At 44.6% G+C, this 15,277-nt stretch carries 13 protein-coding genes; 4 read left to right on the top strand and 9 right to left on the bottom strand.

The window, feature by feature from the left end; genetic code table 11:
- The first annotated feature begins 1 nt into the window (after position 1).
- From N2245_RS06065 to N2245_RS06075, 3 genes are read left to right on the top strand one after another with little or no spacing between them, the layout of a single operon-like run.
- On the top strand, positions 2 to 844 hold the full coding sequence (locus N2245_RS06065; protein ID WP_494535831.1) for a fumarylacetoacetate hydrolase family protein: 843 nt from the start codon (positions 2 to 4) through the stop codon (positions 842 to 844).
- A gap of 6 nt (positions 845 to 850) precedes the next feature.
- Positions 851 to 1,603 carry an SDR family NAD(P)-dependent oxidoreductase gene (locus N2245_RS06070; RefSeq protein WP_494535832.1) on the top strand — a complete coding sequence of 251 codons (753 nt, stop codon included), beginning with the start codon at positions 851 to 853 and terminating at the stop codon, positions 1,601 to 1,603.
- A gap of 49 nt (positions 1,604 to 1,652) precedes the next feature.
- Positions 1,653 to 2,969 carry an L-fuconate dehydratase gene (locus N2245_RS06075; protein ID WP_494535833.1) on the top strand — a complete coding sequence of 439 codons (1,317 nt, stop codon included), beginning with the start codon at positions 1,653 to 1,655 and terminating at the stop codon, positions 2,967 to 2,969.
- A gap of 84 nt (positions 2,970 to 3,053) precedes the next feature.
- Here the strand turns inward: N2245_RS06075 and N2245_RS06080 are convergent, their stop codons facing one another.
- The 8 genes from N2245_RS06080 to N2245_RS06115 form a co-directional block, all read right to left on the bottom strand.
- Positions 3,054 to 5,303, bottom strand: coding sequence for a spermidine synthase (locus N2245_RS06080; protein ID WP_494535834.1), 2,250 nt, complete (start codon positions 5,301 to 5,303; stop codon positions 3,054 to 3,056).
- Between the two features lie 96 nt (positions 5,304 to 5,399).
- Positions 5,400 to 6,944 carry an extracellular solute-binding protein gene (locus N2245_RS06085; protein WP_494535835.1) on the bottom strand — a complete coding sequence of 515 codons (1,545 nt, stop codon included), beginning with the start codon at positions 6,942 to 6,944 and terminating at the stop codon, positions 5,400 to 5,402.
- A gap of 128 nt (positions 6,945 to 7,072) precedes the next feature.
- Positions 7,073 to 7,996, bottom strand: a complete 924-nt coding sequence (locus N2245_RS06090) for a carbohydrate ABC transporter permease (protein WP_494535836.1) — start codon at positions 7,994 to 7,996, stop codon at positions 7,073 to 7,075.
- A 23-nt stretch (positions 7,997 to 8,019) separates the two neighbouring features.
- On the bottom strand, positions 8,020 to 8,685 hold the full coding sequence (locus tag N2245_RS06095; RefSeq protein WP_494535837.1) for a carbohydrate ABC transporter permease: 666 nt from the start codon (positions 8,683 to 8,685) through the stop codon (positions 8,020 to 8,022).
- 359 nt (positions 8,686 to 9,044) lie between these two features.
- Positions 9,045 to 10,097 (bottom strand): outer membrane protein assembly factor BamB family protein, encoded by a 1,053-nt coding sequence (locus N2245_RS06100; RefSeq protein WP_494535838.1) that lies wholly within the window; start codon positions 10,095 to 10,097, stop codon positions 9,045 to 9,047.
- Positions 10,098 to 10,285: 188 nt separating this feature from the next.
- Complete coding sequence (locus N2245_RS06105) at positions 10,286 to 11,452, bottom strand: hypothetical protein (protein WP_494535839.1); 1,167 nt, start codon at positions 11,450 to 11,452, stop codon at positions 10,286 to 10,288.
- 163 nt (positions 11,453 to 11,615) lie between these two features.
- On the bottom strand, positions 11,616 to 11,744 hold the full coding sequence (locus N2245_RS06110; protein ID WP_012874217.1) for a hypothetical protein: 129 nt from the start codon (positions 11,742 to 11,744) through the stop codon (positions 11,616 to 11,618).
- 62 nt (positions 11,745 to 11,806) lie between these two features.
- Entirely contained in the window at positions 11,807 to 12,931 is a 1,125-nt protein-coding gene (locus N2245_RS06115; protein ID WP_494535840.1) for a site-2 protease family protein, read from the bottom strand.
- 35 nt (positions 12,932 to 12,966) lie between these two features.
- Between N2245_RS06115 and N2245_RS06120 the strand changes: the two genes are divergently transcribed.
- Positions 12,967 to 14,691, top strand: coding sequence for a cation:proton antiporter (locus N2245_RS06120; protein ID WP_494535841.1), 1,725 nt, complete (start codon positions 12,967 to 12,969; stop codon positions 14,689 to 14,691).
- Positions 14,692 to 14,693: 2 nt separating this feature from the next.
- On the opposite strand, the gene N2245_RS06125 is transcribed toward N2245_RS06120, so the two are convergent.
- Positions 14,694 to 15,200 carry an acyltransferase gene (locus N2245_RS06125; RefSeq protein ID WP_494535842.1) on the bottom strand — a complete coding sequence of 169 codons (507 nt, stop codon included), beginning with the start codon at positions 15,198 to 15,200 and terminating at the stop codon, positions 14,694 to 14,696.
- Positions 15,201 to 15,277 lie beyond the last annotated feature (77 nt).

The following is a 15,277-nucleotide window of genomic DNA, read 5'->3' on the forward strand; positions in this document are numbered from 1 at the left end:
TATGATCCTTACACGACATTGGGATAATGACGGTCCTAGGTGGGCCCTTGATGGATATTATATGCCCAGAGCATTCAAACTAGAGATGCTCTTGCAGGTTCCTGCCCCCAGCGTACAAGAGGTGCTTTCCTGCTTGTCCACAGATCAAGAAGCTAATGGGCACATATTGGCACCTATAGAACCCAGTCAAGAAGTCTGGGCCAGTGGGGTGACTTACCTAAGAAGCCGCGAGGCAAGAAAGGCTGAGTCCGAGAGGGGTGATATATACGACGACGTATACGATGCGGAAAGACCTGAACTGTTCTTCAAGGCCATCGGCTGGAGGGTAGTTGGTGATGGGGGCGATGTTGGTATAAGATCTGACAGCGCTTGGAATGTTCCCGAACCCGAATTGGTACTGTTGATCAATAGCCGTATGGAGGTAGTGGGATACACTGCGGGTAATGACATGTCGTCGAGAGATATAGAAGGAAGTAATCCCCTGTATCTTCCACAAGCCAAGGTTTATGAGAGATCGTGTGCGATAGGCAGGGGGATCAAAATATGCCCTGAAGAAGAGATCAGCAGCATTGATATACGCCTCACTATATACAGAGGTGGTAGCTGTGTGTTTGATGCCGAGACTAATACTGCTCAGATGAAAAGAACCCTTAGAGAATTGGTGGACTATCTGAGTAAATCTATGTCGTTTCCCAACGGCGTGTTTCTAATGACCGGTACAGGGATCGTTCCTGATGAGGACTTTACGCTGCTAGAAGGCGATGAGGTTCATGTAAGAGTAGGAGAGCTACAGCTAACCAATAGAGTCATAACTATACCAGATAGAACTAGTTTGATGAGGTGATAAGCCATGAGGCTTGAAGGTAAGAGGGCTATAGTCACAGGGGCTGGATCAGGGATAGGTAAGGCTATTGCTAGCAGATTCGCTCAGGAAGGAGCACGAGTAGTCATAGCTGATATAGATCCGGAAGCTGCAGAAATAGTTGCCAAAGAGCTCGGTGATAACACAAAACCCTATAGGGTTGATGTGAGTAAAGCAGAAGAAGTGTATGAACTTATAAATCATGTCGTGAATGAATGGGGGGGATTAGATATAATGGTCAACAATGCTGGAGTGGGCGTAGCTGCGACCACCCCCGAGACTTCTGAAGAAGACTTTGACCGCATAATAGCCATAAATCTCAAAGGAACCTTCCTTGGCATGAAGTACGCGATTCCAGCTATACGGAATTCTGGTGGTGGTTCCATAATAAATATTGCCTCTGTGGCTGGCCTTGTAGGTGTCCCGGAGAGGGCTGCTTATTGCGCATCTAAGGGAGGTATAGTGGCTCTTACTAGAGCAGCTGCTATAGATCATATATCTGAAGGCGTACGTATAAATTGCATCTGTCCGGGCACTGTTCTGACGCCTTGGATTGAGCGCATAACGGCTAACTACCCTGATCCCGAGGCTGCGAGAGCTGCTATGGAAGCACGGCAGCCTCATGGCAGGTTTGTGATGCCCGAGGAGATAGCTGCCATGGCAGCCTTCCTGGCTTCTGATGAGGCCGGATCGATCGTAGGTGCGGCCATGGTAGTTGATGGTGGAATGACGGCTAAATAGGCTGATCATATATAATTTTGCAATCCACTTTGTAAGGAAGGTGCCGCAAGTGTCCGTCACGATAACTGATATAGAGACTTATGATATCAGGTTCCCTACGTCTAGAAATCTTGACGGTTCTGATGCTATGAACCCCTCTCCAGATTATTCGGCAGCTTATGTGATATTGAAAACCGATAGCCCTGATGGTCTGGAGGGACACGGGTTAGCGTTTACCATAGGTAGAGGTAATGAGATAGTGGTAAGCGCTATTCAAGCACTCAGCTACCTGATACGTGGGTTAACTCTGGAATCCATAACTTCAGATATGGGGACCTTCTGGTACAGGTTGGTTGGTGATAGCCAGCTACGTTGGATAGGGCCCGAGAAAGGGGCTATACATCTGGGACTTGCTGCACTGGTGAATGCCGTTTGGGACTTATATGCAAAGGCTGAGGGTAAACCCCTTTGGAAATTGTTAGTTGACATGTCCCCAGAACAAATAGTGTCCTGTGTTCCCTTTAGGTATATCAGAGATGTTCTCACTCCTCAGGAAGCTCTTGAAATACTCAAGTCTAACGAACCCACTAAGCACATAAGGGAACGCGAGATGCTTGAGAGAGGCTTTCCAGCTTACACTACTTCCGCGGGCTGGTTGGGCTACTCTGATGATAAACTTGCGGCTCTCTGCAGGAGGTGCGTAGCAGAAGGATGGTCGCACTTCAAGATGAAGGTGGGTGCTAATCTTGAGGACGACATAAGACGTGCTTCCCTAATTAGGGACATAATAGGCTATGATTGTGCACTAATGATGGACGCCAATCAGGTTTGGGATGTCGATCAAGCAATAAGTTGGATGAAAGAGCTTTCCAAATTCGATCCAGTATGGATCGAAGAGCCCACTAGCCCAGACGATATTCTTGGCCATGCCAGGATAGCAAGAGAGATAGCACCTGTGGGTGTGGCCACTGGTGAGCATTGTCACAATAGAGTTATGTTCAAGCAATTCATGCAGGCTAACGCTATTAATTACTGTCAAGTAGATGCCTGTCGGCTTGGAGGAGTGAACGAGGTGCTGGCTGTGCTACTTATGGCAGCCAAGTTTGGAATTCCTGTTTGTCCTCATGCTGGTGGAGTGGGCTTGTGCGAGTATGTTCAACATATATCAATATTTGATTACATATACGTGAGCGCTTCACTTGAGAACAGAGTGCTCGAATATGTTGACCATCTTCACGAGCATTTTGTCGATCCGGTAGTTATCAGAAATGGCAATTACATGCCTCCTACGTCGCCAGGATACAGCATAACCATGAAGAAGGAATCACTGGAGCAATATCAATATCCCACGGGAATAGTTTGGTCTCTAAGCGAATCCTCAGTCTAGAAAGACTATATAGTCCTCTACTTGTGTAGCCTATAGGACCTTTTATCACCTAGAAAGGTCCTATAGGCCGATCTTGAATAATAGCTATTTCTCTAATTGAAAACTTTGCAATATGACCCCGTCGTCCATTGCTGGCAAGAAGAAGGCTTTATCATCAGTGACTATATTACCTGATGAGCTGTACTTTCTAACTTGATCTTCGTTCATTAGGTAATTGCTAACAAGAGTTCTAGAGTCTATCAAATCATCTCTTAGGCCTCTTTTATCTATCAACGAATCAAGGGATAGGACATCCTCTGTGGATAAAGTATGAGGAGTTGCCACAAGTAGCGTATGCGTACCACCCACGTACCATAGAGTTGTGTGTGGAAAAACACTTTGAAATGTTTTGATTATACTTATGTAGTCTTCTTTGGATATATCGTGGATAGGTAACCACTGCACCATAACGCCATCCGGTGATAAGTGAGATCTAGCCAGCTTATAGAACTCTTGCGTGAACATGGCCCAGCTACTACTGTTTGTAGGATGAGTAGCATCTGCAGTTATTATGTCGTACTTTTTATCTGACCTGAGTAGATAATTGCGAGCATCCTCTATTGTTATCTTCAGGCCAGGATATGACAGCACGTTTCTGTTCTCAGGTTGATAGAATTTGGCTGCTTCTACTTGTTGTTCGACTATCTCGACAGCATCTATGTGCTGTATTTTGTGTCTGGATAGAGCCCCTGTTGCTATGCCGTTGCCGAAGCTTAATACTAGAGCAGATTTGGCGTCTGGTTTGAGTAATGCAGGTAAGTGTCCCATGAGGTAGAAAGCTCTCATACTATATCTATCTGTCGGCACTTCGTTTCTACCATTGACAAACGAGATCTTCAGCGGTGGGTTAGGTACAATGAATACTGATACGTTGGCATCTACACCTTCCTTGTAGTACACGAGGTAAGGGTTAGTGCCTTCTCTAAATCCTAGAAAAACTCCCTGAGGTAGAAGTAGGGCTCCTATGGCTGCTGTTCCTAACAAAGCATAAGCTTCTATTTTGGGAGGATCACCTATTTGCAATAATGCTGTTATACCTATGAGGATATTTACTAGGGCTAGTATCAGCACAGATTTTTGTAAGCCCATGGTAGGTATGAGTAAGAAACCTGCTACTAGGGAGCCTATCATTGAAAATACGGTATTAGCTCCATACAACTTACCGGCAGGATTACCTATCTTATACACATCGTTATTGGTATAGATCTTGGCTGCCAAGGGAAAAGTTGCACCAATAAGAACCGTGGGTACAAATATAGTAAGCGCGGCCGCTATAACTTCTACGGCTATCTCCTGTAAGGCACTGGAAGGTAACCCTATCCTAAGTAGGATAGTTGGTAATCTGTGGAATACATAGAGAGACAAAACTGCTGATACTCCTATGCCAAGCTGAATAATTGCAAAAGCAGATATTGGTGACTTAGCAGAATCTACTAGTCTTGAAGATAGAAAACTACCTATCGATAGCCCCAGAATGAATATTGAGAGAAGGACGGTGAATGAATACACAGAGTTGAGTGTGAAGTTGGATAGTATCCTAAACCATACTACTTCGTAGCCAAGGGATACGAATCCAGATAATGCAAATCCCCAAAAAGCTATATTGACCAATCTCTTTGGATATAGATCTATATTTTGCGGATTAGTTTGGAGTATTCTTAGATCCTTGCTCTGTTTCACGATCCTAGAGGAAATAGCGAAAGCCAGCACAGCGATCACAAGATCTATGATTCCCGAAATCAAAATGGTCTCTCTAGTGCCTAAAAGCCTTATAAGTACTAGTCCAGATAATAGGGCTCCTAGTACTGATCCTATAGCGTTGACTGAATAAAGACTTCCCAGATCTTTACCGCGTTGGTCGTATATAGTATAAGCCTGACTAACTGCTGGGAAGGTCATTCCTATAAGTGTAGTCGGCCAAAGAAGGACCATACACGCTAGCCCAAATCTAAGAAGATTGAATGAGTAGAAATCTGGATTGTACTCGTTGTATAGGCTGGTGTATATAGAAGGCATGAACCTAAAAACAATAGGTGTAAGGAAAGCACAACAAGCTATTAGTAATTGTAAGCACGCATAAAATTTGATTGCGTCGACCCTCTTTATGATCTTGCTTCCTAACCAGCCTCCTAACGCTAGACCTCCCATAAATGCACTTACCACTGCCGCTGCCGAATAGGCGCTAACTCCAAGGGTCAAGCTGAGTTGCCGAAACCAGCTTACCTCATAGATTAGCGAGGTAACTCCCGACATAAAAAACATTATCAATATGATTCCACGGACCTTTATGCTCATACTGCCCCTTTCTAAATTACGCCTTAAAGGGTAGTGAGGAGGGATACGCTCCAATTATCCCTCCTCACTACATGGTTTGTCAGAGTACAGCTAACACTACTGCCCTTCTTCAGCCTTGATGCGTTTGAGGGCGCTATTGAACTGAGGCTCTATCTTCTTCAGGACATCTTCGGCCTTGGCATTTGGATTGTTCCAGAAAGTTGCCAGACCGTTGTCCCAGATCTGGTTTAGCTCATCGAACTTGACCAGCAAGTGGTTAGAAGACTCTCTGCCATGAGAGAATGCACCCTCAAACACCTCCTTCATATCCTCAGGCTTCATGCACTTGGAGAACTGCTTATAGTACTCCTGCATGAGCTTGGTTTGTGTTGGGGGAGTGCCAGTAGCTTCCATGTACTTACGAGCCTGATCTTCACTCACTAGGAACTTGATGAAGGTCCAGGCAAGATCCTGTTCCTCTGGGGAGAGGTTAGCTGTTATGACCCACGGATCCGTGAAGAGCACGGCTCTTCTCTTGGCATCAGGAGTGCCCATTGGAAGAGGCGCTGCGCCCCAACAGAAGCCATTCGGGTCATCTATCAACGGATGATACGACCAGTGACCCCAACCACCAGTCATGAACATGGCTACTCGTCCAGACTCAAACACTCCACCTAACTGTGTAAGAGCAGACACAGCAGCATTGTTGGGAGCAACCTTATCCTTGTATACCAGGTCATGCATCGCTTGGAAGGCCTTTATGGTCCTGTCGTTGACGACCTGTACACCATCAGAGAAACCAGTCTGTTGAGCTTCGTCTGGGATAATCCAATAGCCCCATAGGGCTCCTATAGCATCAACAGGTGGCCACAAACCATTAGCTGCACCAAACTGCGCTTTGTTCAGGTTGTTGGTGTTCTTGGTAAGCTTCTTGGCGGTAGCAATGAACTTGTCCCAAGTCCAGCTCGTATCATCCCAACTAGTAGGCGGATATGGTACTCCAGCTTTATCAAAGAGTTCCTTGTTGTAGTAGACAAAAGATCCTGTAGTCAAGAATGGCAGTGCCCAGGTCTTTCCATCTATCTGGTAGATCTTAAGTACGTTTGGATCAAACACACTAAGATCAAAATTATCCCTTTGAATCAAAGGGGTGAGATCAGCTATTAGACCACGGATGCGGTCACTTGCAAAACCATCACCACCCCAGTTAGGCGACCAAACATGTAGAGGTTCACCAGCCGCGATCATCGCTTGGCGCTTAACGGCTATATCATCCTGATTTATGCTAAGAATCTTCAGACATATCTCAGGATGAGCTTTCTGGAACTCGGGACGAACTATGTTGGCCTCCCACTGGTTCTCTACTGGACCATTACGAACCATCCACACTAGTTGCTTTTGATCGGGCTTGCATTGTATATCAGGAACCCCTGTGGCCTGTCTTGCGATGGCAGGTGGTGTAGCAACTATGGTCGGAACTGGGGTATTGCTGGCTCCGGTCTCACCTCCCATCCCACCAGTGTTGGATGCTGGTTGTGATGCAGTGGGGGTATTGGACCCAGCCCCCCCGCCGCATGCAGCAATGACCAACGCTACTATCATCAGGTATACAAACAAGATTGGAAGTTTGTGCTTGGTATACCAGTTAGTAATTCTCGGCATTAACACTACCCCTCCTTCGAATAATTAGAAGGCTTATAGTTTATAGAACGTAGTTGTCACTTTCTTTTGATGTACATAACAGAAGGCAACCCGATCGATCACCCCCTTCTCAAGCCTCTAGCGAAGTGTTAGCCCTTCACTCCGCTGATGACTATGCCCTGTATAAAGTACCTTTGAGCCACAAAGAAGACTATTACTGGAGGTAACACAGTTACAAGAGAAGCAGCCATTAATAGATGCCAAGCTGTTCCTCCAAAAGGTGCTCGGAACTGTTGTAAACCTAAAGATACGGGGTACTTTGCATTGTCATTTATATAAAGCAACGGTCCCATGAAGTCGTTGTAGTGATACATGAAGCTTAGGATGGCCACAGCCCCAAGCGCAGGTTTAGAGAGAGGCAGTATGATTCTAGCCCATATATTTAAGTAGTTTGCTCCATCCATAATGGCAGCTTCTTCATAATCCTTAGGCAGGCCCCTATAAAATTGTCTCAACATAAATATCAGATAGGAGCTACCAAAGAATTTGGGCACGATCAGGGGCGCGTAACTATTTATCCAGTCAAGTCCGAGAAAGTGCATGCGGTCAAGTTTTACGAACATAATATATTGCGGGATCAGAGTTACCTGCCAAGGCAACATCATAGTAGCTAGTACCAGCAGGAAGAGTATATCCTTCCCGGGGGCTCTAAGTCGTGCGAATCCATACGCTATGAAGGCGCAGGAGAGCGTTTCTCCAATCATAGCCATTAAGGCGTAGAACATAGTGTTCTTGAAGTATGTAGGGAATGGGTTCTCGGTAGAGAAGAGAGCATCCTTAAAGTTTATCCACTGTGGATCCGCTGGTATCCATGTAGGTGGGAACCTGGCTACTTCCGCTCTGGTCTTTAGAGCGGTTGATAGCATCCATGCAACAGGGAACAGAATTATGATAACTCCGATTATACAAAGAACAGTAGCTCCTATAGTGATGGCTCTATCTTGAAATTTCTTGTTCTGCCAGAAGTTTATCTGTGGTCTAGCAACTGTTGGTCTGGTAGTTATTTCTGCCATAGCTTTTTACCCCTCCGACGGACTTAGAACCTTCCACCTTCAGAAGTCTCGTAGTAGACAAATCGCCTAGAAGCCCATAGGAACAAAATAGTTAGTGCAAATATTACTAGGAAGAGCAGCCATGCTTGTGCAGCTGCAGTGCCCATCCTATATCTACGGAAGGCATTAAGGAAGAGATACAATACATAGAACATTGACCAATAGTCTGGTGCTCCCGTACCTCCATTGACTACCCAAGCCTGTGTAAACACCTGGAAGGATCCTATAATCCCAGTAATGAAGGTAAACAAAATCACTGGGGATATCATGGGAATAGTTATGTGCCAGAAACGCTTGATTCTACCTGCACCATCTATAATGGCGGCTTCATAGAGCTGCGTGGGAACTCCTTGAAGCGCGGATAAGTAGATAAGCATAGGGCCACCGAAGTCCCATAGCGATATTAGCGTGAAGGAAGGTATGACCCATTTAGGATCCCCTAGCCAATCTGGTCCATTCCATCCAATTGGGATCAAACCATTAGTGCCAAATAGTGATCTTATGACATAATTTACGATTCCGAAATCAGGGTTGAGTAGCCAAACAAATAATAGTGTGGCTGCTACAGCGGGCAGAATTGCAGGCAAGTAGAATAAAGTTCTAAATACACCTAATGCTGGCACTTTTTGGTTTAGTAGCACTGCCAGCATTAGAGAGAAGAATATTCCTAGCGGTACGCTCAAGAAAGTGTAATAAGCTGATAATTAGCTAGACCAATAAACTTGGGCGGAGAAGCAATATTGTATCTGGTAAGGCTTAAGTAAAAGGATGCTAGTATGGGACCTAGAGTAAACACTAAGTACCCAAATACCCATGGAGATATAAAGAACCAAAACCAGAGAGCTTCTCGACGAGCAAGTTTGCCTTTTGGCAATATACCTAGCATAGCCATACTACCCTAACCCTCAGCGATTTCTATTTCCAGCTTTGGGTCTAATTTTAGACCCTTTGGATGAAGCAGAATATAAGCCCACTCTTTTCTCTTGTCAAGACCTTAGTAGGGGGGGTTTTACCCTTGGGGAGAGAAAATTATTATCTGCCCTTTCGAGGTTCTTACGTATAATTTGCCGTCCGACAACACAGGAGAAGCGTTCGATAGATCTGGATAGGAGAGGCTCCACAGAACTTTGCCCGTGCTTTTCTCCAAGCACCTTATGTGAGTTTGCCTGGATACTCCGCTTATAACAAAGATATTACTGTTGATTATAACAGGCATAGAGACAAAGTTGCCATCTTTATATACCCAAAGTTCCCTTCCTGTTTTCAAATCGAAAGCTCGCAGGGTCCAAGAGGATTTAGCAAAAGCTAATTTACCATCTGTTCCAACTGGTATCAGTGTTTCGCCTGTAATTGCTTTGGTCCACACGTATTTGCCATTCTGTAGGTCAACTGCAATTATGGATTTGTCACTGGTTGCTAGGATATACCCTTCAGCGATTACTGGTGAAAAGAATACTGAGAACTTGATAGGTGTCTTCCAAATCAGCTTGCCATTGTTTTTATCTATTGCGTATAAGTACTGGGCATCTGATATTACGACTTTGTTTTCGTCCACTGCAGCAGATGAAGATACATAGTCTGCCATATCGTATTCCCATAAGACTGCGCCGGTGCCTGCATCTAGCGCGTAGAGTTCTTTCCCCGCCCCTATAAAGACCTCGTCATCCACTATTACTGGAGATGTAATGTGCCCTCCCCAGTAGTCATTACTTGCGCTGCTTATTCTACGAGGTTGAAACGCCCATCTAATTCTCCCAGTTTGCATATCCAAGGCCAATACTTGGCCTTGATTTGCACTCTCAGATCTAATTATCACTAACCCTTTGTATACTGCAGGTGATAGATATTCTCCTGCTAAAGGCAAGGCCCATAGCTCTCTGGCTTCCCTTTCGTGTATAGCTCGCAGTGATTTGTTAGAGTCGATGAATAAAGTGTTGTTCGCTATAGCTGGTGGAGATCCTGTTCCAACATCATCTCTCAATGATATTACTTTACTCTGTCTAAGTGGCGGAGATAATTCATAGTCTACGCTTCTTGTTCTAGCCGGGTTGAGTCCTTCCATTGGCCAGGATCTATTAGAAGTTATTTTGCTTTTCTCGTCTGTTAGGGTATGGGGTAAGGTAAAGCTCAATCCAGGCCTTAGGATTGCATATAGAAAGGCAACTACAGCTATAAGGCCGAACGAAATCAGCTTAGTGTGCGAATATGCAGACCTAACAAATTTGCCTATCATTGTTCAGTAACATTCCCTTATAAAGCGTGTTTAGATTCTCTTGCTCTGTAAGATAAAAAGGCCACCAGCAACGAAGTCATCGCTAGTGAAACAGAAAAACCAATCAAAACTGCTAATACCAATGCCAAGCTGGTGCTACCATCCACTGCTACGAACCTGATGAGTCCGCCTTCTCCGGATATCAAAGATGTTTTTACCAAGAAATCACCAGGAGCATTGCCTTCTAGGGGCAGCTTTACACTGCTATAGCTATTAGGACTTTCGGATAATTTCATTGTGTTATTTTGGATTATCAAGTTTTGAGTCTTATTCAAGACATCGAGATTAACATTGCCTTTTCCTGCAATGTTGGAAGCTACTACAAATTCAGGATTTTGCTTGAAACTAAATAAAATTTCTCCTCTTAGAGAGTCCTTCGTGATCCACAGTTCTGAGGTGATTAGCTTAGAAGAATGATAAGAGTAAGCTTTCAAAAGGGCTATAGTTGCTATAGCAGCAAACAAGACAAGCGCTATACCAATCTTTGAACTACTATTGCCCTTTGAGTAAGTTGAGGTGTCGACTGATGTTGCTGTGGTAATCTCCTCCGTAGGTCTATATGTACCGAAAACCCTACACCAGAAATCTTGCCACCATATCCAAGATATCCATATTAGATAGGAAAATGCCAAAGATGTAAGGATAGCCATAAATAACCAAGTAGTGTTCGATACTAGTAGGCTGCGCAGGTCGTAGAATAGGCCAGGATTGCTGGCTAGTCTCTCTACAGCCTTTTCCTGCCAGATAAAAGCGCCAGTAGTTGCAGAGAAGGATAAAATTGCGACTAATACAACCAACCCCAGATTTTCAGCCCATAATAGCCTCAATCTATTCCCTATCTCATCTATGAAAGCGAGCATAATGCCTAATATTCCCATTACAAAGAAGCCAGTTCTGGCGCTCCAAAGGTAAGATGGGAATGATAATAAGGTTTCCTTAAGTGACTGGAGGAGTAAGCTCCAAAATGAGTGTCCGCTCCTTATTTGAAAGGAGACATCTCTAAGTGTCTCCCAAAAGCCGCCAGTAAATACCAGTAGTGCAAAGATGAGTAGCAGGAATAATACGATACTTATTCCTGCCAAAAAGCCAGCAATAAATCTCCTTGGATCTACCCCCTGATATGAGGTTAATCGTATACCGCTCATTAGCTTCTGGCTCCAGCTGATGGTGTAGAAGGTTATCAGATTTTACTTGTAGATCTATATAAAGTTAAGAGCACATCTAGATTTAGATGTGCTCTTGGTTCTAAACTCAGAAGTCATGATTAGAAACTTCTATTAAGTGGTAAGTGTAGTAAGGGGTGCCTTACTAGGATTTAGTTTCACCTTCAGGTCCGAGTATCAGATCGGTTATATATGCAGCTAACCAGGTTGCAACGATCCCCAATACTAGGCCCAGAAGTCCCTTCAATAGCCTCCTTCTCACATCTTCTTCCATGAGAAAACCTCCATTTCTTTGCTTATGGCTAGATCTCTACCTCTTATTGTTATTTGACCCCATTATACCCTCGATGCTGTTCTGCCTAGAACATGCACAACAGTGTCTCTTGTGACTATCCCCTCTATTTGGTCATCATCAATCACTAAGAAGAGATTATGCCCTGTTCTCTCGAACAAGTTCATAGCATCAAACAAGGATAAATCGGCAGGCAACCTGCCCACAGAAGCTAGGTTTATCATGATAGATCTTACTGGTGTGATATGCCAGAAGGGCTGTGGTAATCGGAGTATCTCGTAAGGTGTAAGTAAGCCTACAGGTTCACCATGAAAGTCCACTATAAAAAACTGTCTTCCAGAAGACCTTATATAGTCTGCAAAGAGATCGCTTACTAGAGTGTCTTCTTCAACATGGACGAGCGGTATGTACACGTCCACTAGCTTGATGTTGGACAATTTGTGATAAGTTAGTGATTGCCTGTAGCTTTGTCTGGCTAGAATAATAACGAAAGCTCCTAGAAGGACCATCCATAGGTATCCTAGATATCTATCTAGAATGGCCAATAGAACCCCAGCAGTTATAAGCAGGTAACCAAATAATTGGCCTCCTAGAGCTGAGATCCTCGTAGCACGGATATAGTTGCCGCTTATACCCCATACAATTGACCTAAGTATCCTCCCTCCATCTAAAGGAAACCCAGGAAACAGATTGAATACAGCCACCCCTACATTTAGCACTGCTAGTAGGCTTAGAAAGGAACCTATTGTGGGCATGCTTGATGCAATAATTTCTGACAATCCCCAAAAAGCCAGGAATAGCGTGAAGCTTACTACCGGACCAGCTATAGCTATCCAAAATTCCTCTCTTGCCCTTCTAACCTCACTCCCAAGCTGGGCTATACCACCAAACATGTGGAGTGTAATGGACCTGACGGGGATGCCAAAACTTTTTGACACCAAGCTGTGACCCAGCTCGTGGGCAGTAAGAGACAGGAAGAATAGCAGGGTGCATACTATAGCTGCCAACCAGTAAAATAGATTACTCGATCCTGGTATGAACTCCGGTAATCTGTCGCTTGCCAGTGAGTAGACGATTAGGGCAAACACCAGAAACCAGGTGGGATTCACATAAATAGGTATGCCGAATATCTTACATAGTCTAAATCCGCTCAGAGGATTCATACTCATACAAGTATAGCCCAGCGGAGAGGAAAAGCTTATATATGCATGAGGCTGACTTGCTGACCAACCTAGTACTAGCTTTATCCGTAGCTGCGATTGGTGGTTTAGTAGCTACTTTACTTAGACAGAGCCCCATAATTGGGTATTTGATTGCAGGGATAATAATTAGTCCTTTCACTCCGGGTCCGGTAAGTGATGTGGGGATTATTAGCGAGTTAGCAGATATAGGAGTAATTTTTCTTATGTTTGCTGTTGGTGTACAGGTATCTATCAAGGAAATACTAAGTTATGGTAGGTTAGTTCTGGTCGGAGCTCCCTTACAGGTAATAGCTATGTTACCTATAGCATTGGGAATTGGTCGTATTATCGGTTTGGACGTTGGTGCTTCACTTGTCTTGGGATTCGTAGTGGCTATTTCATCGAGCGTTGTGATAAGCAAAGTGCTTGAGGATTACAGTGAGGGCTCTACTGAACATGCAGGAATAGCTCTGGCTTGGAGTGCTGTACAAGATATTATCACCATAATAATGGTGGCTATCATGCCCTTGTTATCTCCATCTGCAAGTGCAGGCAATAGCTCAATATACATGTCTTTACTTAAGACATTTGCTTTTGTTGTATTAGCTTTTGGCATCGGATTATTTGCTCTGCCTTGGGTGATGGATAAGTTGGCTCTAACCCGTAACAGAGAGGTTTTATTGTTGGCTACAGCGGCTGTTGCTTTGGTTGCTGCGGTAGGAGCATCTATGTTTGGACTCTCAGTAGCCCTGGGGGCCTTTGTCGCTGGGCTGATAGTTAGTGAGTCTGATATCTCTCACCAAATACTTGGAGATATAGTCCCGATAAGGGATGTTTTTTCAGCGCTCTTCTTTGTTTCCATAGGCATGCTACTTGATCCGAGGATGATCATCTCTGACTGGCACCTGGTATTCCTGGGGTTAGTATTGATCTTGATTGTTAAGTTGTTGATATCTACAGGTATCATGCTCGCCATGGGTTATGCTGTAAAGACCTCTGTGTCGGTGGGTTTGCTGTTGGCACAATGTGCGGAGTTCTCATTCCTGCTGGCGTCTATAGGTCGTGATCTAGAACTTCTTTCCGAGAACTCCTTTAGATTGATGTTATCCACTACTGCCATCAGCGTCATAATTAATCCATTTATTTATAGGCTCAGAACGCCAATTGTAAGTTTTGCTAGCAATTTGGTATCTGCCAATAACATTCCGCAACCCACTCAGGATGCAACACCTGACGTTGACCTCCCAGATAGGCGTCACGCCGTGCTATGTGGTTATGGCAGGGTTGGAGCAGTAGTTGGAGCTGCATTAAGGAGAAGAGGGTTCCCCTTCGTTGTTATAGAGGAAGATCCTAGGGTTATCAAAGAGCTTCGTAGAAGAGGTGTTCCGGCAATAATTGGAAACGCAGCCAACATGAGTGTGCTAAGCGCTGCCAATGTGGATTCAGCACGTATATTGATAATAGCTATATCTGATGTAGTCGCTACTCGTATAGCAGTCGAAAATGCCAAGACTCTCAATCCGAACATAGATATCGTGGCTCGTGCCCAAAGTGCTAAGGAGAGAGACTATCTTAGACATAGAAGAGTATCCCATGTAGTGCTTGGCGAGATGGAGCTTGCGCTTGAGATCACAAGATTTACTTTGCATAGATTTGGAGTAAGTGGAGGCGAAGTGCAAGCTATCTTACAAGGGCTGAGGGAAAGATCTGAGGCTGAACTCGGATCAGGTAGCCTATACGACCTATGATCTCATGAATGTCTGCTTTCTTCGTCGATCTCTCTTACGATTCTCGCCGGGTTACCAGCTACTATTACCCCTGCTGGTACATCCTTAGTGACTACAGCTCTGAATCCTACTACAGAATCATCGCCTATACTTACTCCAGGAAGTACCGCACACTGGCCTGCAAGCCACACGTTTTTGCCTATCCTTACAGGAGATTTTCTTACTGGTGCCTCTCGGTTTGTACTTCTGTCTCTATGAACTGAGTGGAAATCTGTGTCGAATACCACTGCTGATCCAAGAATGCAGAGATCCCCTATCTCTATCTGTCGGCTAGCTATTATGGTAGGACCATTTAGCCTTACGTTGCTCCCAATTGTTATCTTCGCATCCTTGTCGGTGGTGATGAGCATAGTAGGCTCATGGTGAGCCCAGGCATTTACCCAGTCGCCTATCACTATCTCCCCAGGTCCTGATATTCTTAAACGCTGATTGCATATAAAACCCCGTCCCACCCTAAGCCTACTGCGCATCTTTAATCTGTATCTCAGGAGGATGATTTCGGTAAATATGCGCAGTAGTGGGTAGAATCGGGGTTTGTTTATGCTGG

Source organism: Thermobaculum sp. T2p, assembly GCF_059335935.1.

Coding starts and splice junctions, on each gene's coding strand:
- N2245_RS06095 (WP_494535837.1), bottom strand. CDS start 8,685: ATGCTGGCAGTGCTACTAAACCAAAAAGTGCCAGCATTAGGTGTATTT.
- N2245_RS06120 (WP_494535841.1), top strand. CDS start 12,967: ATGCATGAGGCTGACTTGCTGACCAACCTAGTACTAGCTTTATCCGTA.
- N2245_RS06080 (WP_494535834.1), bottom strand. CDS start 5,303: ATGAGCATAAAGGTCCGTGGAATCATATTGATAATGTTTTTTATGTCG.
- N2245_RS06090 (WP_494535836.1), bottom strand. CDS start 7,996: ATGGCAGAAATAACTACCAGACCAACAGTTGCTAGACCACAGATAAAC.
- N2245_RS06085 (WP_494535835.1), bottom strand. CDS start 6,944: ATGCCGAGAATTACTAACTGGTATACCAAGCACAAACTTCCAATCTTG.
- N2245_RS06100 (WP_494535838.1), bottom strand. CDS start 10,097: ATGGAAGGACTCAACCCGGCTAGAACAAGAAGCGTAGACTATGAATTA.
- N2245_RS06105 (WP_494535839.1), bottom strand. CDS start 11,452: ATGAGCGGTATACGATTAACCTCATATCAGGGGGTAGATCCAAGGAGA.
- N2245_RS06125 (WP_494535842.1), bottom strand. CDS start 15,200: ATGCGCAGTAGGCTTAGGGTGGGACGGGGTTTTATATGCAATCAGCGT.
- N2245_RS06115 (WP_494535840.1), bottom strand. CDS start 12,931: ATGAGTATGAATCCTCTGAGCGGATTTAGACTATGTAAGATATTCGGC.
- N2245_RS06065 (WP_494535831.1), top strand. CDS start 2: ATGATCCTTACACGACATTGGGATAATGACGGTCCTAGGTGGGCCCTT.
- N2245_RS06110 (WP_012874217.1), bottom strand. CDS start 11,744: ATGGAAGAAGATGTGAGAAGGAGGCTATTGAAGGGACTTCTGGGCCTA.
- N2245_RS06070 (WP_494535832.1), top strand. CDS start 851: ATGAGGCTTGAAGGTAAGAGGGCTATAGTCACAGGGGCTGGATCAGGG.